Source organism: Streptomyces sp. NBRC 110611, assembly GCF_001590865.1.
GTDB lineage: Bacteria > Actinomycetota > Actinomycetes > Streptomycetales > Streptomycetaceae > Streptomyces.
This window is the reverse complement of record NZ_BBUY01000002.1, coordinates 89,295-108,375: the sequence shown is the minus strand read 5'-3', so window position 1 is coordinate 108,375 and position 19,081 is coordinate 89,295. Positions and strand designations below refer to the sequence as shown.

Here is a 19,081-nt window from a genome sequence, read left to right as displayed (position 1 = left end):
GAGAACTCCTTTCTCGGACGAATCTCTCGGACGAATCTCTCAGGCGAATTCCGCAGGGGAATTCCTCAGGCGAACCGGTCGTACCGGCCGGTGGCCGCCGGTCCGGTGAACACCGACCAGACCATCCGGATCGGTCTGGTCCGCGAGACGAACTCCAGCCCGTGCAACCGCGCGGCCGGTGCCGTGGTGAGCGCGAAGTCCGCCGCCCCCGCGGCCGCGGCGCGCGCGGCCGCGCTGGTGGAGTCGGCGGCCAGCACGGTGTGCGAGGTGTGCTCCGGCGGCAACAGCTCGGCGATGAGCGGTACGGGCGACGGGTGGCTGGCGATGACCGGCGTGCCCGGTGCCGGTGCGGCGTCGCGGCGCCGGGCTATGCCGTACAGCGGGGTATCCATCACGAACACGTCGGCCAGGGCCAGGGCCGGGTCCATGTAGAAGTGGTGCACCGCCTTGTATGCGTTGGCCACGACGACATGGGTCACCAGGCCGGCCCGCAGGGTGTCGCCGGCCTCTTCGTAGGTGTCGAAGAGGCGGACGGCGGCCGGCTCGCCGCCGGACGGGGCGAGCCGGCGCGCGAGCAGGCCCGCGGCCAGCTCGCTGCTGGTGCCCTGCGGCCCGAGCGTGCCCACGGTCGCGAGTACGCCCAGGGTCGACAGCCCGCCGGGATCAGGGCCTGGAAGGTCGAGGAAGTGGGGCAGCGTCATAGTCGTGTCCTCAGCGTCATCATCGTGTCCTCAGCGTCATGGTCGTGTCCTCGGATCAAGGGGGCGAAGGAGTGGGTGCCGCGGCGTCCGCGTAAGCGAATGGCGCCGGAACTCAGCCGGCGGCGACCGGGGTGCGCCACTCCGGATGGGCGCCGCCCCCGGTGCGGGTCGCGGTGTCGTAGAGCGCGGCGGCCCGCGCCGTGACCGGCCCCGCGGTGCCGGGGCCGATGTCCCGGCCGGAGACGGCGAGGACGGGCACCACGCCGTGGCCGGTGGAGGAGAGGAAGACCTCGTCGGCGGTGAGCAGGTCGGCCGGGCTCACCGGGCGTTCCGCCACGTCCAGGCCCGCCTCCCGGCACAGGGTGAGCAGGGTGTCCCTGGTGATGCCGGGCAGCAGGTCACCGGTCGCGGGCGGGGTGACCACGCGTCCCCCGAGGACGGCGAAGACGTTCGCGGTGCTCGCCTCGGCCACCCGGCCGGCGCGGTCGAGGAGGATGGCGTCGTCACAGCCGGCCGCACGGGCCTCGTCGGAGGCCAGCGCGCTGTTGACATAACCGCCGGTGATCTTCGCCTGTACGGGCAGCGCGTCGCGGGCCGGACGCCGCCAGGAGCTGATCGCACAGCGCACGCCCCGCGTGGGTCCGCCCGCCGGAAAGCCGAACGTGGTGACCGACAGGGCGTCCGACACGCCGGCGAGGGAGACCCCGGGCGGCGTGCCCGGCAGCAGGGAGAGCTTGTGCGCCACCGGACGGATATAGGTGTCGTCGCCATGGCCGTTGCGCCGCAGCAGGTCGACGGTGATCCGGACCAGCTCCTCGGCCGTCGCCGGTACGTCGATCCGCAGGACGCGGCAGCCGCGCAGCAGCCGCGCGTAGTGGTCGTGGGCCCGGAAGAGGGAGAGCCCGGTATCCGTGCGGTACGCCCGGATGCCCTCGAACACGCCGGTTCCGTAGTGCAGTCCCTGGGTGCTGAGCGGCAGACTCGGGCCGGCCGACGGGACGAACCGGCCGCGGTCGTAGGCCCACGCCCCCGGACCGAGGACAGCGGCCGTGGTCCCCTCGGGGGCGCCGGCGTCCGGATCCCGGCCGGTCTCATGGCGTGCGGTCGTCATGCCCGCGCCGCCGCGATGCGCTCGGCCGCCGAGTCCTCGGTCGACCGGCCGGCCCGCAGGTCCACCACCCGCGCCGCCTTCCAGCTCACCATCGCCCCCGTGGTGGTGATGGAGCCGGGGACGCCGAACCGCACGGACAGCGGTGTGCCCAGCTCGTCCAGGCACCGCCCGGCCGCCTGCTCGATGCCGTCGCGGCAGTCCGCGGGGTCGGCCCGCAGCGTCAGGGTGAGCCGGTCCCGGCCGAGGTCGTCACGTTCCACGGTGATCTGGTAGTCGCCGTAGCCGCGGAACGAGGCGAGCAGGAGGTTCTCCAGGTCGTAGCCGTTGACCAGGCGGCCGTTGAGGAGGAGCCGGTCCCGCACCCGGCCCACCGCCGCCACGGCCGGTGCGGGCACCGCGGCGCCGGGCGCGGGGTCGGTCATCCGTACCAGGTCGCCGGTGCGGTACCTGATGAGCGGCTTGGCGCCCAGGTACAGGTTGGTGACGACGAGTTCGCCGTAGCGTACGCCGGCCGCGTCGGGCCGCACCGCTTCGAGGGTGTCGGGGTCGATCACTTCGTACAGGTTGATCAGCGGTGCGGTGCGGAGCGCACCGTCGGCGGTGGCCGCGGCGAGCACGGACGCCTCCTGGGACGCGTAGAGGACGTTGTGCACCTCGCAGTCCCACAGCCGCCCCAGATTCTCCAGCAGGCTGGGGGACATCAGCTCACCGGTGAGCAGCAGCACGTCCAGCGCGAAGTCCTCCCGTGGCCGCAGTCCCGCCTCGGTCGCCTTCTGGAAGAGGCTCATGGCCATCCCGGGGGTACAGAACAGCCCGGTCACCGGCAGCAGCCGCATGACCTCCAGCGCACGGTCGAAGCCGATCACCGGCGAGTGCGGCCACATCTTGGCGACCGCGTGGCCGAGGTTGCGGCAGACGTCCCCGAAGGTGTCCCCGGTGGCGTGCAGCTCGCTGGGCCCCGAGACGCCGATCACCTGGCGGTCGCCGTGTGGTGCGAGGACACCGCGGTAGTACTCGGTGAGTACGGTGTTGTTGTACACGGAGTCCACATTGGTGCGCGGGCAGGGGGTCGCCGCGCCCGTCGTCCCGGTGGTCTCGTAGAAGACCCAGGCATCGGAGACGGGCCGCGACAGAATGTCGAACTGGGCTGTTCTGAGGTCGTCCTTGGTGGTGAACGGAAGGCTCCGCAGGCCGTCCAAGGTCAGTGCGGAAACCGCCGTGTCCGTGAGCCCGGCCAGACGTTCACGGTAGAAAGGAGAGCGGGCACGTGCATAGGCGACGACCGAACGGAGCTTTTCGGTCTGGTGGGACACCAGCGCCCGGGCATCCCACTTCCCGGCGATGAATGTGGCGAACTGATCGCGCAACTCCTGAGTGAGAGCCGCTGATTCCTGGTCGTACTGCGTGAACACCCGAGCCTCCAAAGGTGAATGGACATCTGTCGCGCGGGGACAGGAGAGCCGGTCAGTCGTCGGTCAGATCCATGACCACCCAGTCGGAGATCGCCCGCCATTTCTCGGCGGACTGCTGGTGGAATGCGTTCTTCTGGTAGCGCTCCAGCGCCCCCAGGCCGGGCAGCACGCCGATCACGGCGAAGTCGTAGCCGATATCGCGGTCGACCGCGTTCCACCCCACACGCCAGGTGAGAAGCTCCGGGACATGGCGGCCGACAGCCCTGGCGAACTTCTCGGCCTCGGTCACGGCCGGCGAGTTGCGCTCGATTCCGTCCTTGAGTTTGAAGAGCACGATGTGGGTAATCACCGTCGCCTTTCACGCACCACCGTCCGGCGGTCCGCACACAGCGCGCCATGCCGTCCAGGAAGTCGGCAGGGCGTCGTGGCGAACCGCGGGGCCGGCGTACGGTTTGATCGGTCCATGCGCAGGCGGTGAGGGCCGAGCGGCAATGCACCGGCAATACGCCGTCCGACTGCTCATCGGCGGACGACGGCACTGCCTCGCGTCACCACTCTCCTCCACCTGACGAATCCGCGAGCCGAATAGATCCGCGTCTCCTCGGCTCGATCCTGCCCAGGAGGCGGACGCCGTTCAATCGCGATTCTTCAATGCGACGGATCGAAAAAACTGATGGGACGGCAGACGGACGCCCCTTCCTGCCCAGGCCTCATACCGCGGCCCCGGGCAGCCGCACCCCGTCGAGCCGGTCATGACGGATGTGCCCGGCGGGCACCCCCGCGTCGGTGAGCCGGGACACCGCGGCGGCGACCGCCTCCGGCGGGCCGCTGACGAAGGCCCGGTGCCGTGACCAGTCGCGGCGCCGGAGCGTGTCCTCGGCCTCCGGTCCGTACCCTCCCGCTCCCGCTCCCGGCCCCGGTCCCGGTCCCGCGAGCGGAACCACGGTCAGCCAGGGGCGGCGGCGCGCCGAACCGGCCAGGCACTCGCTGTCGTACGGCTCGGGACCGGGGCCGAGGAGCAGATGGGCCCGTCCCCCGCGCGGCCGCCGGGCGTCGACCTCCTCCAGCAGCGCCTTCACCGCCGCCCAGCCGGTGTCGTACGCCAGGAACAGCAGCTCTCCCACCGGGCCGTCGTCCAGTGTCAGCGCCCCGCGGGCGGGGCCGAGCCACACGGTGTCCCCGGGGCGGGTGCGGCGTACCAGCGCTTCGCTCACCCCGCCGCTGCCGACGGCTCTGACGTGGATCTCCAGTTCACCGTCCGGGCGCGGGGCACCGGCGAGGTAGTACGGCCGCCAGGTGTGCTCCAGCAGCGGGGACGCCACGGACGCGTACTGCCCCGCCCGGTACGGGTAGGGCTCGTGCGGCCGCAGCCGGAGTACGGCCAGGTCGGGGGAGCGGAGGTGGTGCTCCACCACGGTCGCCTGCCAGCAGGGCGGTTCGGTCAGGGCGGACTCCGCGCCGTCGACCATGGCCGCGACGGCGAACCGGAGCATGCGCAGCCACGCCTGCTCCAGACCGTGGTCCCAGCGCGCGCCGCCGCGGCGCCACAGCGCCTCGCACAGCGCCTCCTCGAACGCCTGGTAATGCGCGGGCCGCACCCCCAGTTTGCGGTGGTCGCGGCCCAACTGGGCGAAGGTGGTGGCGATTTCGTCCGGGCGGTCCAGCCGCTCGACCAGATAGCGGAGGATCTGTGCGAGATGGTCCTGCTGGAACTCCATCGAGTCGGGGAACAGCGACCGCAGGTACGGGTGGCGCGAGAACATCACCTCGTACAGCTCGTCGATCAGCTCGTCGAACGGCGCCACCAGGTCGAGGAAGCGGGTGATGACCCGCTGGTCGGACGCCCCGTCGTACGGGTCTCTGCCCTCGGCGGGCCGGGGCCGGGGGACGTGTCCGGGCGCGAGGAGCCGGCGGCGGAGCCGCATCGCCTCGTGCCGCGCGAGCAGTGCGTGGTAGTCGTCGCCTGGGGCGTTCACGGTGGGCAAGCCGCCTCCTGTGGGGGTGCGGTGCGGGCGGGCGGCGGCGTACGAGCGCCGAGGACCGGCCCGTCCTGGCATGGGGGCGCGCCCACTATGGCATCGCCCGGGTATGCCCCTTCGGCCCTACTCCCAGGGGTCTTTCGGCCCTGGCGCCTGTCCGATGGGTCCGCGTGGGCCCATCGGACAGGCCCTAGCGCCAGGGCGCGACGGGTCGTCCGGATGCTGGGATTCTTTGTCTTGCGGATTGATCAGCGGGTGGATGTGCTGTACACCGGCACATCTGTCAAGGCATGTGTCGCAGAGGTGAATCGCCGTCTGGTCACAAGAGGTTGGAGGGTAAGGGTGAAGGTCTTGGACCGGGCCGTCGCGGTGTTGACGGCCGTTGCCGAAGGGGAGAGAGACGTGTCCGGTATCGCCGCGGCCACAGGGGTGCCGCGGTCGACGGCGCACCGATTACTCCGCTCGCTCAGAGAGCACCGGCTGGTCGACGAGGACGAGGAGTCGGGCCTCGTCGTCGGCTCGTGGGTCCACGAGCTCGGGGCCGTCGCCAACAGCGGGGCGCTCGCCCGCGTCGCCCCGGACGTCGTCGAACTGCTCTGTGCGCACACCAGGCTGAGCGTTCAGCTCTACCAGCGCCGCAGCGACCGCGTCGAGTGCCTGGTCGCCGCCAGTCCGGTGAGCGGCCTACGGGACGTGGTGGAAACCGGGACGGTCATCCCGCTCGGCGGGGACGCGGCCAGCCAGGTCCTGACGGCCTGGGACGACCGGCCGGCCGTCGCGGGCGGACCGGGGGAGGCGCTGCGCAGGGTGCGGAGCCGGGGCTGGGCCCTGACCGAGGAGGCGGACTCCCACATCGTGCTGTCCGTGCCGGTCCGCGCGGCCTCGCGCAGGGTGGTCGCCGCGCTGAGCCTGTCGGGACCACCGAGGCTGCGCAAGGACGCGGCCCGGCTACGGGGGCAGCTGCGGAAGGCCGCCGAAGCCCTGGAGAACGAACTGCGCGGCGCCTGGCCGGAGTGAGGCGCCCGCTCCGGTGACGACGCGTCCGGCCGGCCGGCGGTCATGGCCGTACTCCTGGGGTCTCGCGGCTCTGTGGACGTTCAGATCGTGAAGTAGGGGAGCAGCCTGATCTGGTTCAGGACACCGTCGGTGCCGCCCAGTTGCGGAAACTCCTTCGCCAGGTCCGGGTCGGTGCACAGGTCCAGCAGGGCCTGCTGGGGCGGTACGCCGTTGAAGTCGTAGTGGCCGAAGGTGGGCCCGGCGTGCTGCCCGGCGTACTGCCCGCTGGTGAGGGGGGTGCTCACCAGGATGCCGGCGACCGGGGAGAGGACTCCCTGCATGGCGGCGATGAAGCCGCGTTCGAGGGCGTACCGCTCGGACGTCGGGGCCGACTCGTGCTGTCCGGGAGCGGAGTCGGGGGCGGGGTCGTCCGCCGGGGTCAGGTAGAGCTTGTCCAGCAGCGCCAGCACATAGCAGTAGACCGCGTCGGAGAGCACTGCCAGCTTGCCGAGCGCGCCGGGGAAATCGGTGGCCTTCGGGTCCGTCACCACCGGCCAGACGGCGGCCCCGGTGTCGTCGTCGATGGTGTACTTCTGCTGTCCGTTGTCGTCGTACACGACACCGATGCCGTCCACGTGGTCGCGGATGCGGGTGAACTTCTCGTAGTGGGAGTCCTCCTGCTCGTCGGGGGCGCCCTCGCCCTGGGAGACGATGATGTAGAGGGCGTCGAGGGCGCTGCCCTGGTCCACGACCGGGATGGGCTTGGGCGGCCCTCCCCACTGGTTCCAGAACGCCCGCAGGTACTGCTGCTGCCAGCGGCACTCCGTCAGCCCCCAGGTGATCTCCTTCGCCTTGGTCAGGTCGGTGATGCCCTTCCCGATCGCGTCGTACAGCTCGCCGAGCGTGTGGTACGTGTAATCGTCGGCGGAGGGGAGGATCTTCCTCTGCTGTTGCACCGTCTCGGGGAGTTCGACCTCCATGAATCCCTCCACCGCGGGGGTGGAGATGCGCTGCATGTGAAGCTTCAGGGGCGGGGTGCGGTGGCTCATGTCGCCGGGGTAGGTGGGGATGCTGTCCGGGTCGTAGAAGCGGAACGGCTTGCGTCCCTGTCCGTTCTTCGTCTTCACCGTCTCGCAGCGGGTGGCGACCATCACGTTCCGCACCAGGGCCATGTGCAGCATCTCCTCGATCGCGATGCCGATGAGGGTGCGCTGCGCCGCGGCGCCCTGGGCCCACTGGGAGTAGCCGGACGTTTTGATGGAGTACGCCGCGTAGAGGTAGGGCGGGATGGTCGAGAGCTCGATGCGTGCCGCATCGCCGAGGTGATCGGCCAGTTCGTCGAGGGTGGTGATGCCGTCCATCGCCCGGACGGCCAGGGGGGTCGTGAGGTGGGGCATGGATTCCTCCAGTGCGGACGTCATGCGGCGGGGGACGGCTGGTGTGCCGTCCGGGGGTTCCCGTGGTGGGATGCGGTGCGGTCGTGGACGACGACGGTGCCGTTCCGGCAGGAGAGGGCGAGGCGGACCGGTTCGGCGGTGGGCGGTGCCGGGTCCTCCCCGCGGCGGACGGCGGCCGCGTAGCGGTGGACGGCGAAGCGGGCCTCGAAGAGCTGTGTCCGGGAGCCGGAGCCGGGGTCGGAGCCGGAGCCGGAGTCGGGGGCGGGGTCGGGGCCGGGGCCGGAGTCCGGGTCGGCCTCGGGGCCATCGAGCACGGCCGCGAAGACCCGCTCGTACCGGGCCAGATCGATCAGCAGGTCGATCCACTCCTCGTGCGGCGTGCCGCCCGAGTCGGCGTCCGGGCCGGTATCCGGGCCGGTATCCGAGTCGGCGTCCGGCCGGGTACGGGCCAAGTGGCCGGGGAAGCCGGCGCCGAGGCCGTCGAGGCTCGGTGAGCGGGACGGGTGCGCGTCGAGGTAGTCGAGCGCGAACCGGTCGAAGAGTTCCCGGCCCAGCAGATGGACCATCCCCGGGTACTGGCCGCGCATGCAGCGCAGCAGCCGGAGGCGGTAGCCGCGGTAGTAGATCCGGAAGCACTCCTCGGCCGTCAGCCGCCCGGAAGCGGCGACCACGTCCGCCACGTCCGCCATGGCCGCCACCTCCGCCATCTGTGCCCCCGTCGGCCGCGCGGACCCGCCCGGTGCCAGCAGCGCGTCCTGCATCCACCGTTGTATCGCCGCGAGCGAGCACGGGACGTCAGCCATCGCCACCGCCTTCCTGCCCGAGGGCGGCTGTGGCCACTGCCCTGGCCCTGTCGAGTTCGGCCTGGAGCACGGGGAAGGGCGGGAGTCCGTCGTCGCGTTCGATGAGGGTGGCGGCGCCCCCGGTGAGCTCCACGGCGAGCCGGTACAGCTCCCAGACCGGGTCCGGCACGTCCGCGTCGTGGGTATCGATCAGGTGCGTGCCGTAGTCGGTGTGCCCGGCCAGGTGCATCTGCGCCACGCGGTGGTGCGGCAGGGCCTTCAGGTACGTCTCCGGGTCGAAGCCGTGGTTGACGGCGGAGACGTAGACGTTGTTGACGTCGAGCAGCAGTCCGCAGTCCGCGTCGTCGGCCAGTCGGCTCAGGAACTCCCACTCGGTGAGTGTCGAGGCGCGGAACTGCAGGTAGCTGCTGGGGTTTTCCAGGAGGAGGGGCCGCTCCAGCATGTCCTGCACGGTGCGGGCGCGCTGGATGACGTGCCGCAGTGACTCCTCGGTGAAGGGCAGCGGCAGCAGGTCGTGTGTGTGCACGCCGAGCACTCCGGTCCAGCACACGTGGTCCGACACCCACGGGGCGTCCACGGCGTCCGCCAGCTGCTTCAGGCCGCGCAGGTAGTCGAGGTCGAGCGGGTCGGTGCTGCCGATCGACAGGGACACCCCGTGGGGGACGATCGGATAGCGCTCGGCGATCTCGTCCAGGGCGCGTCGCCGGGCGGTCCGGGGCGTCAGGTAGTTCTCGGAGATGATCTCGAAGAAGTCGACGGGCGGCAGGTGGTCGCGGATATACGGGATATGGGGCCCGCGCAGTCCGAGCCCGAACCCCAGGTGGGGGGTGGCGGGTTGGGTCGCGCCGGCCCTCCGCGTCGCCGTGCCGGCCGCCTCTCCCGGCGCTATCGCTGCTCCTCGGGTGCCAGGACCGTCACATGGAATTCGCAGGTGGCGGGGGACCCGTCTTCGTAGGTGGGGCCCGTGGCGGTCACGGTGACCCATTGGTCGCCGGGGCTGGTGGGCCCGGCGTAGAGCGGCTTGGCGGTGGCCACCCCCGTGCTGTCGGTCAGGGCACTGCAGCTGGACTTCGGCCCTTGGTCCGTCTTGAAGTACAGGAGGGAGGAGGCGCTGTCCGGGATGGTGAAGGTGAGGGTCACGTTCGGCAGGTGCCGGCCGACGCTGTTGCGGGCGATTGCCTGCAGACTCGGGAATGTTTCGCCCTCGTGCCGACGAGGATTGTCCGCCGAGGCCCGGAAGAGAGCGGTGGCCTTGTCGGACGATCCCGGCACCGGGGTGCGCCGGTCCAGCCGGTCGTAGTCGGGGAAGCGGTGGTCGGGGACGCCCTGTCCGGGGGACGGGCCGAATGCCTTGCCCGCCGCGTACATCCGTGCTTCGAAGAGGCGGCGCGCCTGCTGCCAGACGCTCTTGCCCTTCATCGGGCCGGCCGAGAAGACCCGGCTCTCGTTGATGGGGCTGGCGCAGCTTCCGTTGTACCGGCAGGACTGTTCGCCCGGGTGGAACTGCTCGAAGTCGTCCCCGGCGTAACCGCAGCCGCCCTGGCCACGGCAGGCTCCCTCACCATGGCAGACGTGTTCCACCGTGGCGCACTGGCCGGTGCCGGCCATGGATGCCTGCCCTCCGGCGTCCAGGTTCGCGCAGGCGTTGAGGCCCATGCAGACGTGGAGTTCCTCGCTTGTGGTCGGCCGGTCACGGCCGTTTTCCGGCGACTCTTTGGTGGCCATGATGTTCCTCCCCTTTCCCCTGTCTTTCCTGTCTTCTCCGAGGTGTTGTCGGTGAGGTCTTGTCGGTGAGGTGTTGGCGGTCGGACGTGAAAACGAAAAACCCTTGAGGCCGGGATTTTCGGCGTGACTGGAGTTTCTCCCCCTCGGATGGCGGGTGCTCAGGTTCCCGGACTCCGCTGCGGCCGTTCAACCCCGCGTCGCGGCGCGGGGAGGGAGAACCAGCCACCTTCCTTATGGCGTGAAAATGCTTTGCGGCGTGAAAGACTTGTGCAGAGCCGGAAATGCTTTCATGACGTCCGGTCGGATTCCCGGGAGGGAACCTGCCGGATGGCGGCGATGATGGTCCGGGCCCAGTCGGCGGGGGACGGCGCGGTGAGCAGAGCGGAGAGGCGTGCGAGGTGCGCCTGTCGCTGGGCCGGTGTCATGGTCAGTGCCCGGCGCAGGGTGCTGACCAGGTCCTGAGGGGTGTGCGGATCGGTGAGCAGGGCGGCGGCGCCGAGGTGTTCGGCGGCGCCGGTATGGCGGGACAGGACGAGGGTGCCTGCTCTTCCGGTGGCGGCCTTGGTGACGACGTACTCCTGGGCCGTGAGGTTCATGCCGTCGGCCAGTGAGGTCACCCAGAAGACATCGGCTGCCAGGTAGTGGTCGACGACGTCCGGGAACGGCAGGGAGCGGGGAAGGTATTCGACCGGTGACCAACCACCCTTGCGCCAGCGGGTGTTGACCGCGTCGATGGCGCCCTCGAGCTCGGTGCGCGTGGCGTCGTAGGCGCGGATGCCGGGCTCGGGCGGCGGGCAGATCAGCCGGAAGTGCAGCCGGCCCCGCAGTTCCGGGCTCTGGTCGAGGAGCGTGGCGATGGCGCGGACCTTCTGGACCGGCGCCTTGGCGTAGTCGAGGCGCTCGACGGACAGGACCAGCACGGTCCCGTCGGCGGCGGGACGGCGCCGCGGGCGGGAGCGGGCGACGGCGGCGACGGCGGGGCGGTCGATGCCCAGGGGGTGGACCGCGGTGCGCGGCGGACGGCCGGAACCGGCGAGAAGGTGCCGGAAGTTGCGGGCGGAGGCGGCGGTGTGGAAGCCGGCCCAGTCCAGTTGGGCGAGGGAGGAGCGCAGCTGCCCGGCGACCGGCAGCCGCCGGAAGGTGTCCGGGTGGGGGAAGGGGGTGTGGTGGAACAGGCCGACACGCAGGTCGGGCCGCCGGGCACGGAGGATGCCGGGGACGAGCCAGAGGTTGTAGTCATGCAGCCAGACCGTTCCCCGGTGGTCCGCGTGCGCGCTGATGTGGTGGGCGAAGGCCTCGTTGACCTCCTGGTAGTCGGACCACTGGGACACCGTGTGCCGGATGAGCTGCGGCTGGGACATCAGCGCGGGCCACAGCGTCTCCTTGCAGGCGCCGTGGAAGTAGCCCGCCCACCGCCGGGAGGACATCGGCAGCAGCGCCAGGGGGAGCCCGGCGGGAGGCTCGGGGAGGCCGGCGGGCCCGTCGTGGACGAGGGCGGCCGCCCAGACGGTGCCGGGGGCGCGGGTGCCGTCGCCGAGGGCGGATGTCAGGGTCGGCAGGATCCCATTGGGGCTGGACGGCCGGTGCCACCGCCCCTGGGACCAGCGCAGGGGCGGGCGGTGGTATCCGATGACGACCGGTGCAGTGCGCCGCCGTACCCAGCCGAGACGTTCCAGGGCGGAGAGAATCGCGGCGGCGCCATGGAGAGCGGGCCGGAAGACGCGCGGGCCGGCCGGAACCCGGGCGTACAGCGCCGGTTCGGCGTTGCCCACGATCACGCCATGGGTGCCGAGACGGAACATCGACAGGTCGTTGAGCGAGTCGCCGGCCACCAGGATCCCGCGGTCGGGCCACTGGAGTTTGCGGGTGAGCTGCTGTACGGCCGGGCCCTTGCCCGCTCGGGGCGGGAGCACGTCGAAGTACTGACCCGCCGAGTACGTCCAGGAGCATCCCAGGGCCTCGACGGCCGCCGTGATGTGCGCGGTGAGGTGCTGGGGGGACAGGAAGAAGGAGCAGCGGCCGGACTGTGCCACACCGTCCTGGTGGACGAGCTGCGGGAAGCGGGACATGGCCGCCCGGACCCGGTCGTGCCCCGGCCAGCCCGCCCTCAGCTGGGCCTCCAGGACGTCGATATGGCTCATGTCGAGGGCGTCCACGACGCTCGCCCCGACGTCCGCGACGATCCACCGGGGCGCGGGGAGCAGGGGATCACGGTCCAGGAGGGCCTGGACGGAGGGCAGGCCGCGGCCGGTCGCGAAGACGACGGTGATCTCCGGGTGCCGGTCCAGTGCCCGGCGTAACCGCAGCCGGCCGTCCTCATCGCCTCCGAGCAGGGTGCCGTCCAGGTCGGTCACCAGCACCTTGACGTCCGTACGTGCCGCCCGGATGTCCGTACCCGCCGCCCGCATGTCCGTACCCGCCGTCCGGCCACCGGCGACGTCCTCGCGTGCTTCCCCGGCCATGGCCCCCCTTGTCGTCGTGTGGCCGCTGTCGGTCAGCAGGCCAGGTGTCACAGCATGTCGTGCGCGTGCTGAACTCAGCACGGATCCGGTGAACGCAGCCGTCGTTCCGCGGCGAGTGGCGTGATCCATGGGGTATCGGTCCAATTACCCTCTCGGAAGCGGCTCCACGGCTCCGTCCGGTGGCCCTGATCCCCACGACACGGCCTCCTGCTGACGAGAGGCCGCCGGTCAGGCGGAAGCGCAGTTGGGCAGGGTGAACGAGGACAGTCTGGTGTGCCAGTTGTAGGTGCCGTTGGACGGGATGTATTCGTTCGTGTACCAGAACGTGCAGTCGTCTTCCGGGTCCACGGCCATGGAGGTGTAGTCACCCCAGCGGTGGGACCCCGTCTGGGAGCCGCCGCCGGTGATCGCGGTGCCCTCCCCCTGTGTCATGAGCCCGGAGGTGTCGCCGGCCAGCCGCCCGGTGTAGCGGATCGAGGGGTGCGCGGACGACGAGGACTGCGAGTAGCCGAGCGCGATATTGCCGGCCTTGTCCTCGGCGATCGAGCCCACCCAGCGGTGTGTGGCGTCGGGCGCGTAGGTGCCCTGCTGGTGGACGGTCGGGTTGCCGTCCGACAGGCGTAGTTCGTACCAGCGCACGCCCGCCTGACTTCCGGCGGCGACCGTGTGGTTGACCACCAGCGACTCGTGTTCGCCGTAGTTGCGGTAGGCCAGCCGGTACATCAACCGGTCGGAGAGCGCATCGAGTTGCTGGGTGGTCTCGCCTTGTGGGACACATGCGCCCGAGCCGCCGCAGGCGGTGGTGTAGGGGGCGACGGTCAGCGTCGACGGGCCGGTGAACGAGGAGCTGGCGGGGGTGTCCCAGTCGACGTGGAACTTCCAGTACGCCAGGGTCGTGCTGGTGGTCCCCAGGCCCACCAGTAGCTCCGGCTCTCCGGACGGTGGCGGCGTCTGGCCGTCCAGGTCCGCGCCGAGCAATCCGCCGTACGAGGAGGGGGTGGTGAAGCACTGCTGCGTGGCGGCGCCGCCGGCCAGCATGGCTGTCCGGTTCAGCGCGCACGCTTCGGCGTACAGGAAACTGCCGGCAGGGTTGAACACGTTGTACGTGACGTAGTAGGCGTCGGGCCACACCGCCAGCTTCGGGTAGTCCGCGACGTCGGCGTACTGGAACGCGTACCGATGGTAGCCGCCGGTGGCATCCTCGCCGGAGGAGACGGCCACGCACGCGTAGTACGGACCGGAGGGTGAGTGGACGTTGGCGATCTGGGTGATGACCCAACGATTGGCGAGGGTGTCCCAACGGGCCTTGGCATCCCCGTCGTTGGTGGTCTCGCAGGGGCCGCCCAACCCGGACCACAGGATGTTGGTGTCGGTCGGCGCCAGGATCGTGGACCCGGTCTTCCCGTACACGGCGAAGGCGGTGTTGACGGTCTCGACGATCTGGCTGGAACCGACGGCGGCGGTCGGGTCCGGCGGGACCTTGGTGACCGCGTAGTTCCCGGCACCGATGCCCTCGAAGCTGACCCCCGTGGCGGGGGCGAACGGGGTGGGGCGGGAACCGGACTGGACGACCGGGTCCCGCTTGCCGGAAGCGGGCGGATGGGGCAGCCGCGCGACCTTACGGCCCTGCTCCTTCTTGCTCTTGTCGCCGTGCCCGGGCCGGCGGCCGTGTGCGGCGGCCATGGAGCGCAGGGTGGGAGAGGTGTCGTGCCGTACGGCGGGGCCGGTGTCGGCCGAGCGGTGCGCCGTGGGTCCGGGGTGCGCGGCGTGGCCTGCGGGGGCGGAGAGCCAGAAGCCGGGAATCGCCATCGCGGTCAGTACGGCGGTGAGCGCCGCCATCAGGCCGCGTCTGCGTCTGGAGCGGGACACTGCACATCCTTTCGAGCGGTCAGGGGTTCCCGGCATGCCACGCCATAGGAGGGTCACAAGGGGACAAGGGGACAAGGGGACAAGGGGGCGAGGGGGAGCGCTGGCATGACAAGTGTCGATAAGGGGGTGACGCGGCAGGGCTAGGCGCTCGGATAAATCGGCTTTATCGCCGTAATGGGGGAGGGGTGAAGCACCCATCCTGCCGAGAGCGCCCGGGCCGGTGCGGATCCGCCGCGAGGAGGACCCCGCCCGCCTCGACGGCCGCGTGTACCCCCCTCGTGCTGCCCTGCCGGCCGCCGGGCTCGACTGTGTCCGGCCGCGATCCGTATGTGATCATTGGCCCGCAATCTCCGCCTGAGCAGGGGATTCGCGGGAATCACGACCAATATGGGGGAGTAGGGGGGACGTACATGACATATCGTCGCGCGGCGCTACCGGCACTCGTCGGAGGCCTGCTGCTCACGGTTCTTCTGTGGTGGGCGGGGAGGAGCATGGACGCGCTGCACCTGCCGGGCGCCGGCGACGTGCTCGGCGGCCGGCCCACCGCCGAGCTCCAGTCCTGGCTCATGCCCTGGTCCTACGATCCGCCGGCCTCGGCTGAGTTCGGCACCGGGGCGTCCGGCTGGCCCGGGGGCACGGCCGGGACCGACCACCTCCGCTATCTCTCACTGCACCACACCGCGATGCAGATCCGGTTCGGCGCGGTCCTCGCCTTCTTCGTGACCGGGGCGCTGCTCCTGGTCCGCAGGCTGCCGCCGGTGCGCGGGCGGATGCCGGCCGCACTGTGCGCGGTATGGGCCTGGGGCATGGTGGCCGGGACCCTGGCGGTGGCCGTCTCCGCGCCCTGGGCGATCGCCGCGGGCGGGCACGGCAGCTTCCGCTTCCTGGCTCAACTGGCGAGCGAGATCTCCTCCGGGCGGCAGGTTCTGGTGGCGGCCGCGCTGGTCGCGGCGGCGGGGACCGTGATCACCGCACGGATCACGGCCAAGGGCGCCGGTCCGCTGCCGCAGGTGGTCGTCCCGGCGCACGCCGCCCGCCTGGCCGCCACTGTCGGAACCACGGTGATCGCACTGTCCCTGGTGGTGCTCTCGTACGAGCCGGTCGCCGCCGCTCTCCAGCGGGTCTCCCCGAACGTCGGGCTGCTCGCCGAACCCGGCGACCTGCTGCGCCAGTGGCTGCTGCTCGGCTTCTGGTCGGACCCGACGGGCGCGGCGCTCGGCGACTGGCTGCTGTACCGCGCCGCCGATGTGCTGCTGCTCGCCGTGGTGTGGTGGGCACTGCGGCGGCTGCCCGGACTGCTCACCCGGGCCACTGTCCCGGCGATGGCGGTGGGCGCGGTCTGCGCGACCGTCCTCGGGCTGCTGGCGAGCCGGCTGCTCCAGGTGGCGACGGGCGGAGCGGGCGTGCGCTGGGGGCTGCTGCACCTCTCCGCCGCCCTCGGTGGCGGTGTCCCGGCCGCCCTGACCTGGGGTCTGGTGGCGGGAATCGCGGCCGCCGTGACGCTCCGGGTGGCCGTGGGCCGCGCGGAGACCGCCGACGCCACGGCCTCCGACTGAACGGCATCCGGCTGAGCCGGAGCGGTGACCTCGCCGCCCCGCCGGGGCGTGGTACGTCTCCAGCGGGGCGGCGGGGGAAGCTACTTGCGGTAGCCGAGGACCGTCATCATGCCGGACTCGGCGTGGTAGACGTTATGGCAGTGGACCATCCACAGGCCGGGGTTGTCGGCGTCGAAGTCGACATCGAGGGTCTGCCCGGGGAGGACGATCGCGGTGTCCTTGCGCGGTCCGCCGGCCCCCAGGGAAAAGGTGTGGCCGTGCAGGTGCATGGGGTGCCACATCTGGGTGCTGTTGACGAAGGACAGCCGCACGCGCTCGCCGGAGCGCACCGGGTACCGCTGCGCCGGGTCGTACTTCCTGCCGTTGATGGCCCAGTCGTACGCGGCCATCGAGCCGGTGAGCTTGAGGGGGATCGTGCGGTCGGGGCGGCCCGGCTTCAGGCGGACCGAGCCGTCCGCCGTCAACTGCCGTGCCTGCCGCAGCTCCCCGTCCAGCTCCTTCGGACGTACGGACGGCCCGGGTGCCGAGCCCCCTCCGGTGCGCAGGACCGCCATCGCCGACTGCTTCTTGCCTTCGGCGAGGGCGGTGAGCGGGAACGCGCCGTCCTTGGCGGTCACCAGGACGTCGTAGCGTTCGCCCATCCCCAGCAGCAGGGCGTCCGTCTCCGTGTGGACGACGGGGAATCCGTCGGTGTGGGTGACGGTCATCCTGTGGCCGCCGAGAGCCACGCGGAAGGCGGTGTCGCCGCCGGCGTTGATGAAGCGGATGCGGATACGGTCGCCTGGCCTGGCGCGGAAGGTCTCCGGATCGTCCGCTGTGCGGCCGTTGACCAGGTAGTACGGGTAGGCGACATCACCCGCGTCGCCGCCGAGCAGCTCGCTGGTCGCGCCCATCATCATCCGGGAGGGCCCGGAGGGCTTGGGGGAGGGGTTCTTGCCCGCGGCCGTTCTGCTGGTCGCCGACGAAGGGGACATCTGGTGACCGCCGTGGCCGCCATGGTTCATCCCACCGTGGTCGTTCATACCACCGTGGTCCATGCCGCCGGACCCGCTCTCGTCCATGCCGTCGTCGTGGTCCATACCGCCCATGCCCTTGCCGAGTTCGGCGAGCACGGCGTCGGGCGTGCTGCCGTCCACCCCGTCGACCCAGTCGTCGAGAACGACGACCCACTCCTTGTCGTACTCCAGCGGCTCCTTCGGGTCCTCGACGATCAGCGGGGCGTACAGCCCGCGGTCCTGCTGGACACCGGAGTGCGGATGGAACCAGTACGTGCCGGGGTGGGCGGCCGTGAAGCGGTACTCGAAGGAGGCACCGGCCTTGACCGGCGCCTGGGACAGGCCGGGCGTGCCGTCCATGTCGTTGCGCAGGGCCAGTCCGTGCCAGTGGACGGAGGTGGCCTGCGGGAGGTGGTTGGCGAGGGTGAGCGCGAGGGTGTCGCCCGCGGTGACGCGGACTTCCTTGCCGGGAAGTTCGCCGTTGTAGGCCCAGGTCCGGACCGTACGGCCGCCCAGGTCCAGGCCGGCCGGGGTGGCGGTGAGCTTCACCTCGCGGACGGAGCCGCTCACGGATGCCGCGCGCTTCGCCTCGGCGGCGGCGACCTCCTTGCCGTCGGGGGAGACATAGCCCGTGGGGCCGGCGGCGGGCTTGCCGCTGTGGCCGGAGTGGTCCGGGCCGGAGCCCGAGCAGGCGGCGAGCAGTCCGCCGCCGGCGAGCGCGATTCCGGTGCCGAGCATGGTGCGGCGGGTGGGTGTGCGCATGGTGGGGTGCACCTCGTATCGGTGTGACGCGGAGAAGGAATGGCGCGTGTGCCGCTTCCGGTGGGGCGGCACGACGGCGCTCCTATACGCGCAGCACCGACAACTGGGCGAGGAGTGTTCCGCGGGGCGGCGGCGGGATCGGCCGCAGGGCATGCGGCAGCCGCGCGAGGACGGTGGCCGGCACATCCGCCGGCCGGCGCGCCAGGACTCCGCAGAACAGCAGGGCAAGAGTGGCTGCGCCGAGTACGGCCAGACAGACGGACATCGGGTCCATCCCGCCGAGGGGAGCCGGGTGATGCGCCCGGGGAGCGTCCCCATCGGCTCTGGGCGCATCGGTCACGGACACATCGGTTACGGATGCCGCAGCGGCGTGGTGCGCCGGGGCGGATGCGGCGGTCCCGAGGCCGCCGTCCGCCATGGACGGTGCGGAGTGCTCAGCGGGATGGCCGAGGGTGTGCATCGTGACGATGCCGAACAGCAGGGCGGTGAAGAGCAGCAGCCGACCGCACAAGGCGGTGGATCTCCGCTGCCCGGACACTGTGCGACCTCCCGTACGTGGATGTACCGCTCGGGATCGTACCCGGCAGGGGTATCGACCCGGGGCCCCGGGGGCAGGTACCCGGGTCCGCCGCAGAAGATCACCGGGGGCAGGATGATCCCCATGCCGAGAACGAACACGCCGGAGACGGCGACGCCCCACGACGCTCCACTGATCGGCCGCACCCTGGCCCGCGCCTTCGACGACGACCCGATGATGCGCTGGTTCTTCCCCGACGGTGCCTCGCGCGAGGCGGGGCTGGGCCGCTACTTCACCACGATCTTCGCCCGGCAGTACGTCCACCACGGGGTGTGCGAGCGCACCGAGGCGGCGGCCGCGTTCTGGGTACCCCCGGAGGCGCAGGCCAAGGCCGTGCCCGATGCGGAGACCATCCGGCAGCTCCAGAACCTTCTCGGCGACCGGGCCGGGCTGTTCCGGGACGCCGTGGAGACGGCCGCCCAGCACACACCCCAGGAACCGCACTGGTACCTGGCGGTGATCGGCGCCGACCCGGCCGCCCAGGGGCAGGGACAGGGAGCCGCTCTGCTGCGCTCCGGCCTGGCCAAGGCCGACGCGGCGGGTCTGCCCGCTTATCTGGAGTCCTCCAAACCGTCCAACCTCCCCTTCTATGAGCACTTCGGCTTCACCGTGCGTGCGGAACTGCGGCTGCCGGGGGAGGGGCCGGTGCTACGGGCGATGTGGCGCGAGCCACGCCGCCCGGCCGACGGCTAGCAGGCCAGGGCCCGCAGGGTGCTCCGGCGGCCACATGGACGCG

16 protein-coding genes are annotated in these 19,081 nt (G+C 71.4%); 3 read left to right on the top strand and 13 right to left on the bottom strand.

Translation table 11 applies throughout. The features are described 5' to 3' along the window. Positions 1-65: 65 nt before the first annotated feature. The 5 genes from AZE13_RS05085 to AZE13_RS05065 form a co-directional block, all read right to left on the bottom strand. Complete coding sequence (locus tag AZE13_RS05085) at positions 66-701, bottom strand: hypothetical protein (RefSeq protein ID WP_258527589.1); 636 nt, start codon at positions 699-701, stop codon at positions 66-68. Positions 702-813: 112 nt separating this feature from the next. Further along, positions 814-1,812, bottom strand: coding sequence for an aminotransferase class IV (locus tag AZE13_RS05080; RefSeq protein ID WP_079123713.1), 999 nt, complete (start codon positions 1,810-1,812; stop codon positions 814-816). Beyond that, on the bottom strand, positions 1,809-3,224 hold the full coding sequence (locus AZE13_RS05075; protein ID WP_066927409.1) for a phenylacetate--CoA ligase family protein: 1,416 nt from the start codon (positions 3,222-3,224) through the stop codon (positions 1,809-1,811). The genes AZE13_RS05080 and AZE13_RS05075 overlap by 4 nt, the downstream gene beginning before the upstream one ends. Positions 3,225-3,276: 52 nt before the next feature. Next, the gene (locus AZE13_RS05070; protein ID WP_066927407.1) at positions 3,277-3,573 is read right to left on the bottom strand and encodes a Dabb family protein; all 297 of its coding nucleotides are present in this window, start codon (positions 3,571-3,573) and stop codon (positions 3,277-3,279) included. A 361-nt stretch (positions 3,574-3,934) separates the two neighbouring features. Next, entirely contained in the window at positions 3,935-5,200 is a 1,266-nt protein-coding gene (locus AZE13_RS05065) for a globin domain-containing protein (protein WP_309302175.1), read from the bottom strand. 345 nt (positions 5,201-5,545) lie between these two features. Here AZE13_RS05065 and AZE13_RS05060 point away from each other — a divergent pair, with 345 nt between their 5' ends. Beyond that, a complete protein-coding gene (locus AZE13_RS05060) occupies positions 5,546-6,220 on the top strand; it encodes an IclR family transcriptional regulator (RefSeq protein WP_066927403.1) in 675 nt (224 codons plus the stop codon). 80 nt (positions 6,221-6,300) lie between these two features. On the opposite strand, the gene AZE13_RS05055 is transcribed toward AZE13_RS05060, so the two are convergent. The 6 genes from AZE13_RS05055 to AZE13_RS05030 form a co-directional block, all read right to left on the bottom strand. Then, positions 6,301-7,596 carry a ferritin-like domain-containing protein gene (locus AZE13_RS05055; RefSeq protein ID WP_181690257.1) on the bottom strand — a complete coding sequence of 432 codons (1,296 nt, stop codon included), beginning with the start codon at positions 7,594-7,596 and terminating at the stop codon, positions 6,301-6,303. 20 nt (positions 7,597-7,616) lie between these two features. Continuing rightward, a complete protein-coding gene (locus AZE13_RS05050; RefSeq protein WP_147264603.1) occupies positions 7,617-8,399 on the bottom strand; it encodes a DNA-binding domain-containing protein in 783 nt (260 codons plus the stop codon). Beyond that, positions 8,392-9,384 (bottom strand): DUF692 domain-containing protein, encoded by a 993-nt coding sequence (locus AZE13_RS05045; protein WP_079123710.1) that lies wholly within the window; start codon positions 9,382-9,384, stop codon positions 8,392-8,394. The genes AZE13_RS05050 and AZE13_RS05045 overlap by 8 nt, the downstream gene beginning before the upstream one ends. Beyond that, positions 9,285-10,124 carry a hypothetical protein gene (locus AZE13_RS05040; protein WP_066927397.1) on the bottom strand — a complete coding sequence of 280 codons (840 nt, stop codon included), beginning with the start codon at positions 10,122-10,124 and terminating at the stop codon, positions 9,285-9,287. The genes AZE13_RS05045 and AZE13_RS05040 overlap by 100 nt, the downstream gene beginning before the upstream one ends. A 287-nt stretch (positions 10,125-10,411) precedes the next feature. Beyond that, entirely contained in the window at positions 10,412-12,586 is a 2,175-nt protein-coding gene (locus tag AZE13_RS05035) for an HAD-IIB family hydrolase (protein WP_258527588.1), read from the bottom strand. Positions 12,587-12,814: 228 nt separating this feature from the next. Then, on the bottom strand, positions 12,815-14,455 hold the full coding sequence (locus AZE13_RS05030; RefSeq protein ID WP_220127559.1) for a hypothetical protein: 1,641 nt from the start codon (positions 14,453-14,455) through the stop codon (positions 12,815-12,817). A gap of 410 nt (positions 14,456-14,865) precedes the next feature. Here AZE13_RS05030 and AZE13_RS05025 point away from each other — a divergent pair, with 410 nt between their 5' ends. After that, the gene (locus AZE13_RS05025; protein ID WP_066927394.1) at positions 14,866-16,011 is read left to right on the top strand and encodes a hypothetical protein; all 1,146 of its coding nucleotides are present in this window, start codon (positions 14,866-14,868) and stop codon (positions 16,009-16,011) included. A gap of 80 nt (positions 16,012-16,091) precedes the next feature. On the opposite strand, the gene AZE13_RS05020 is transcribed toward AZE13_RS05025, so the two are convergent. Beyond that, on the bottom strand, positions 16,092-17,768 hold the full coding sequence (locus AZE13_RS05020; protein WP_066928448.1) for a multicopper oxidase family protein: 1,677 nt from the start codon (positions 17,766-17,768) through the stop codon (positions 16,092-16,094). 82 nt (positions 17,769-17,850) lie between these two features. Then, on the bottom strand, positions 17,851-18,279 hold the full coding sequence (locus AZE13_RS05015; protein ID WP_258527587.1) for a hypothetical protein: 429 nt from the start codon (positions 18,277-18,279) through the stop codon (positions 17,851-17,853). Positions 18,280-18,429: 150 nt separating this feature from the next. Between AZE13_RS05015 and AZE13_RS05010 the strand changes: the two genes are divergently transcribed. After that, positions 18,430-19,038 carry a GNAT family N-acetyltransferase gene (locus AZE13_RS05010; protein ID WP_066927390.1) on the top strand — a complete coding sequence of 203 codons (609 nt, stop codon included), beginning with the start codon at positions 18,430-18,432 and terminating at the stop codon, positions 19,036-19,038. The last annotated feature ends 43 nt before the right edge of the window (positions 19,039-19,081 follow it).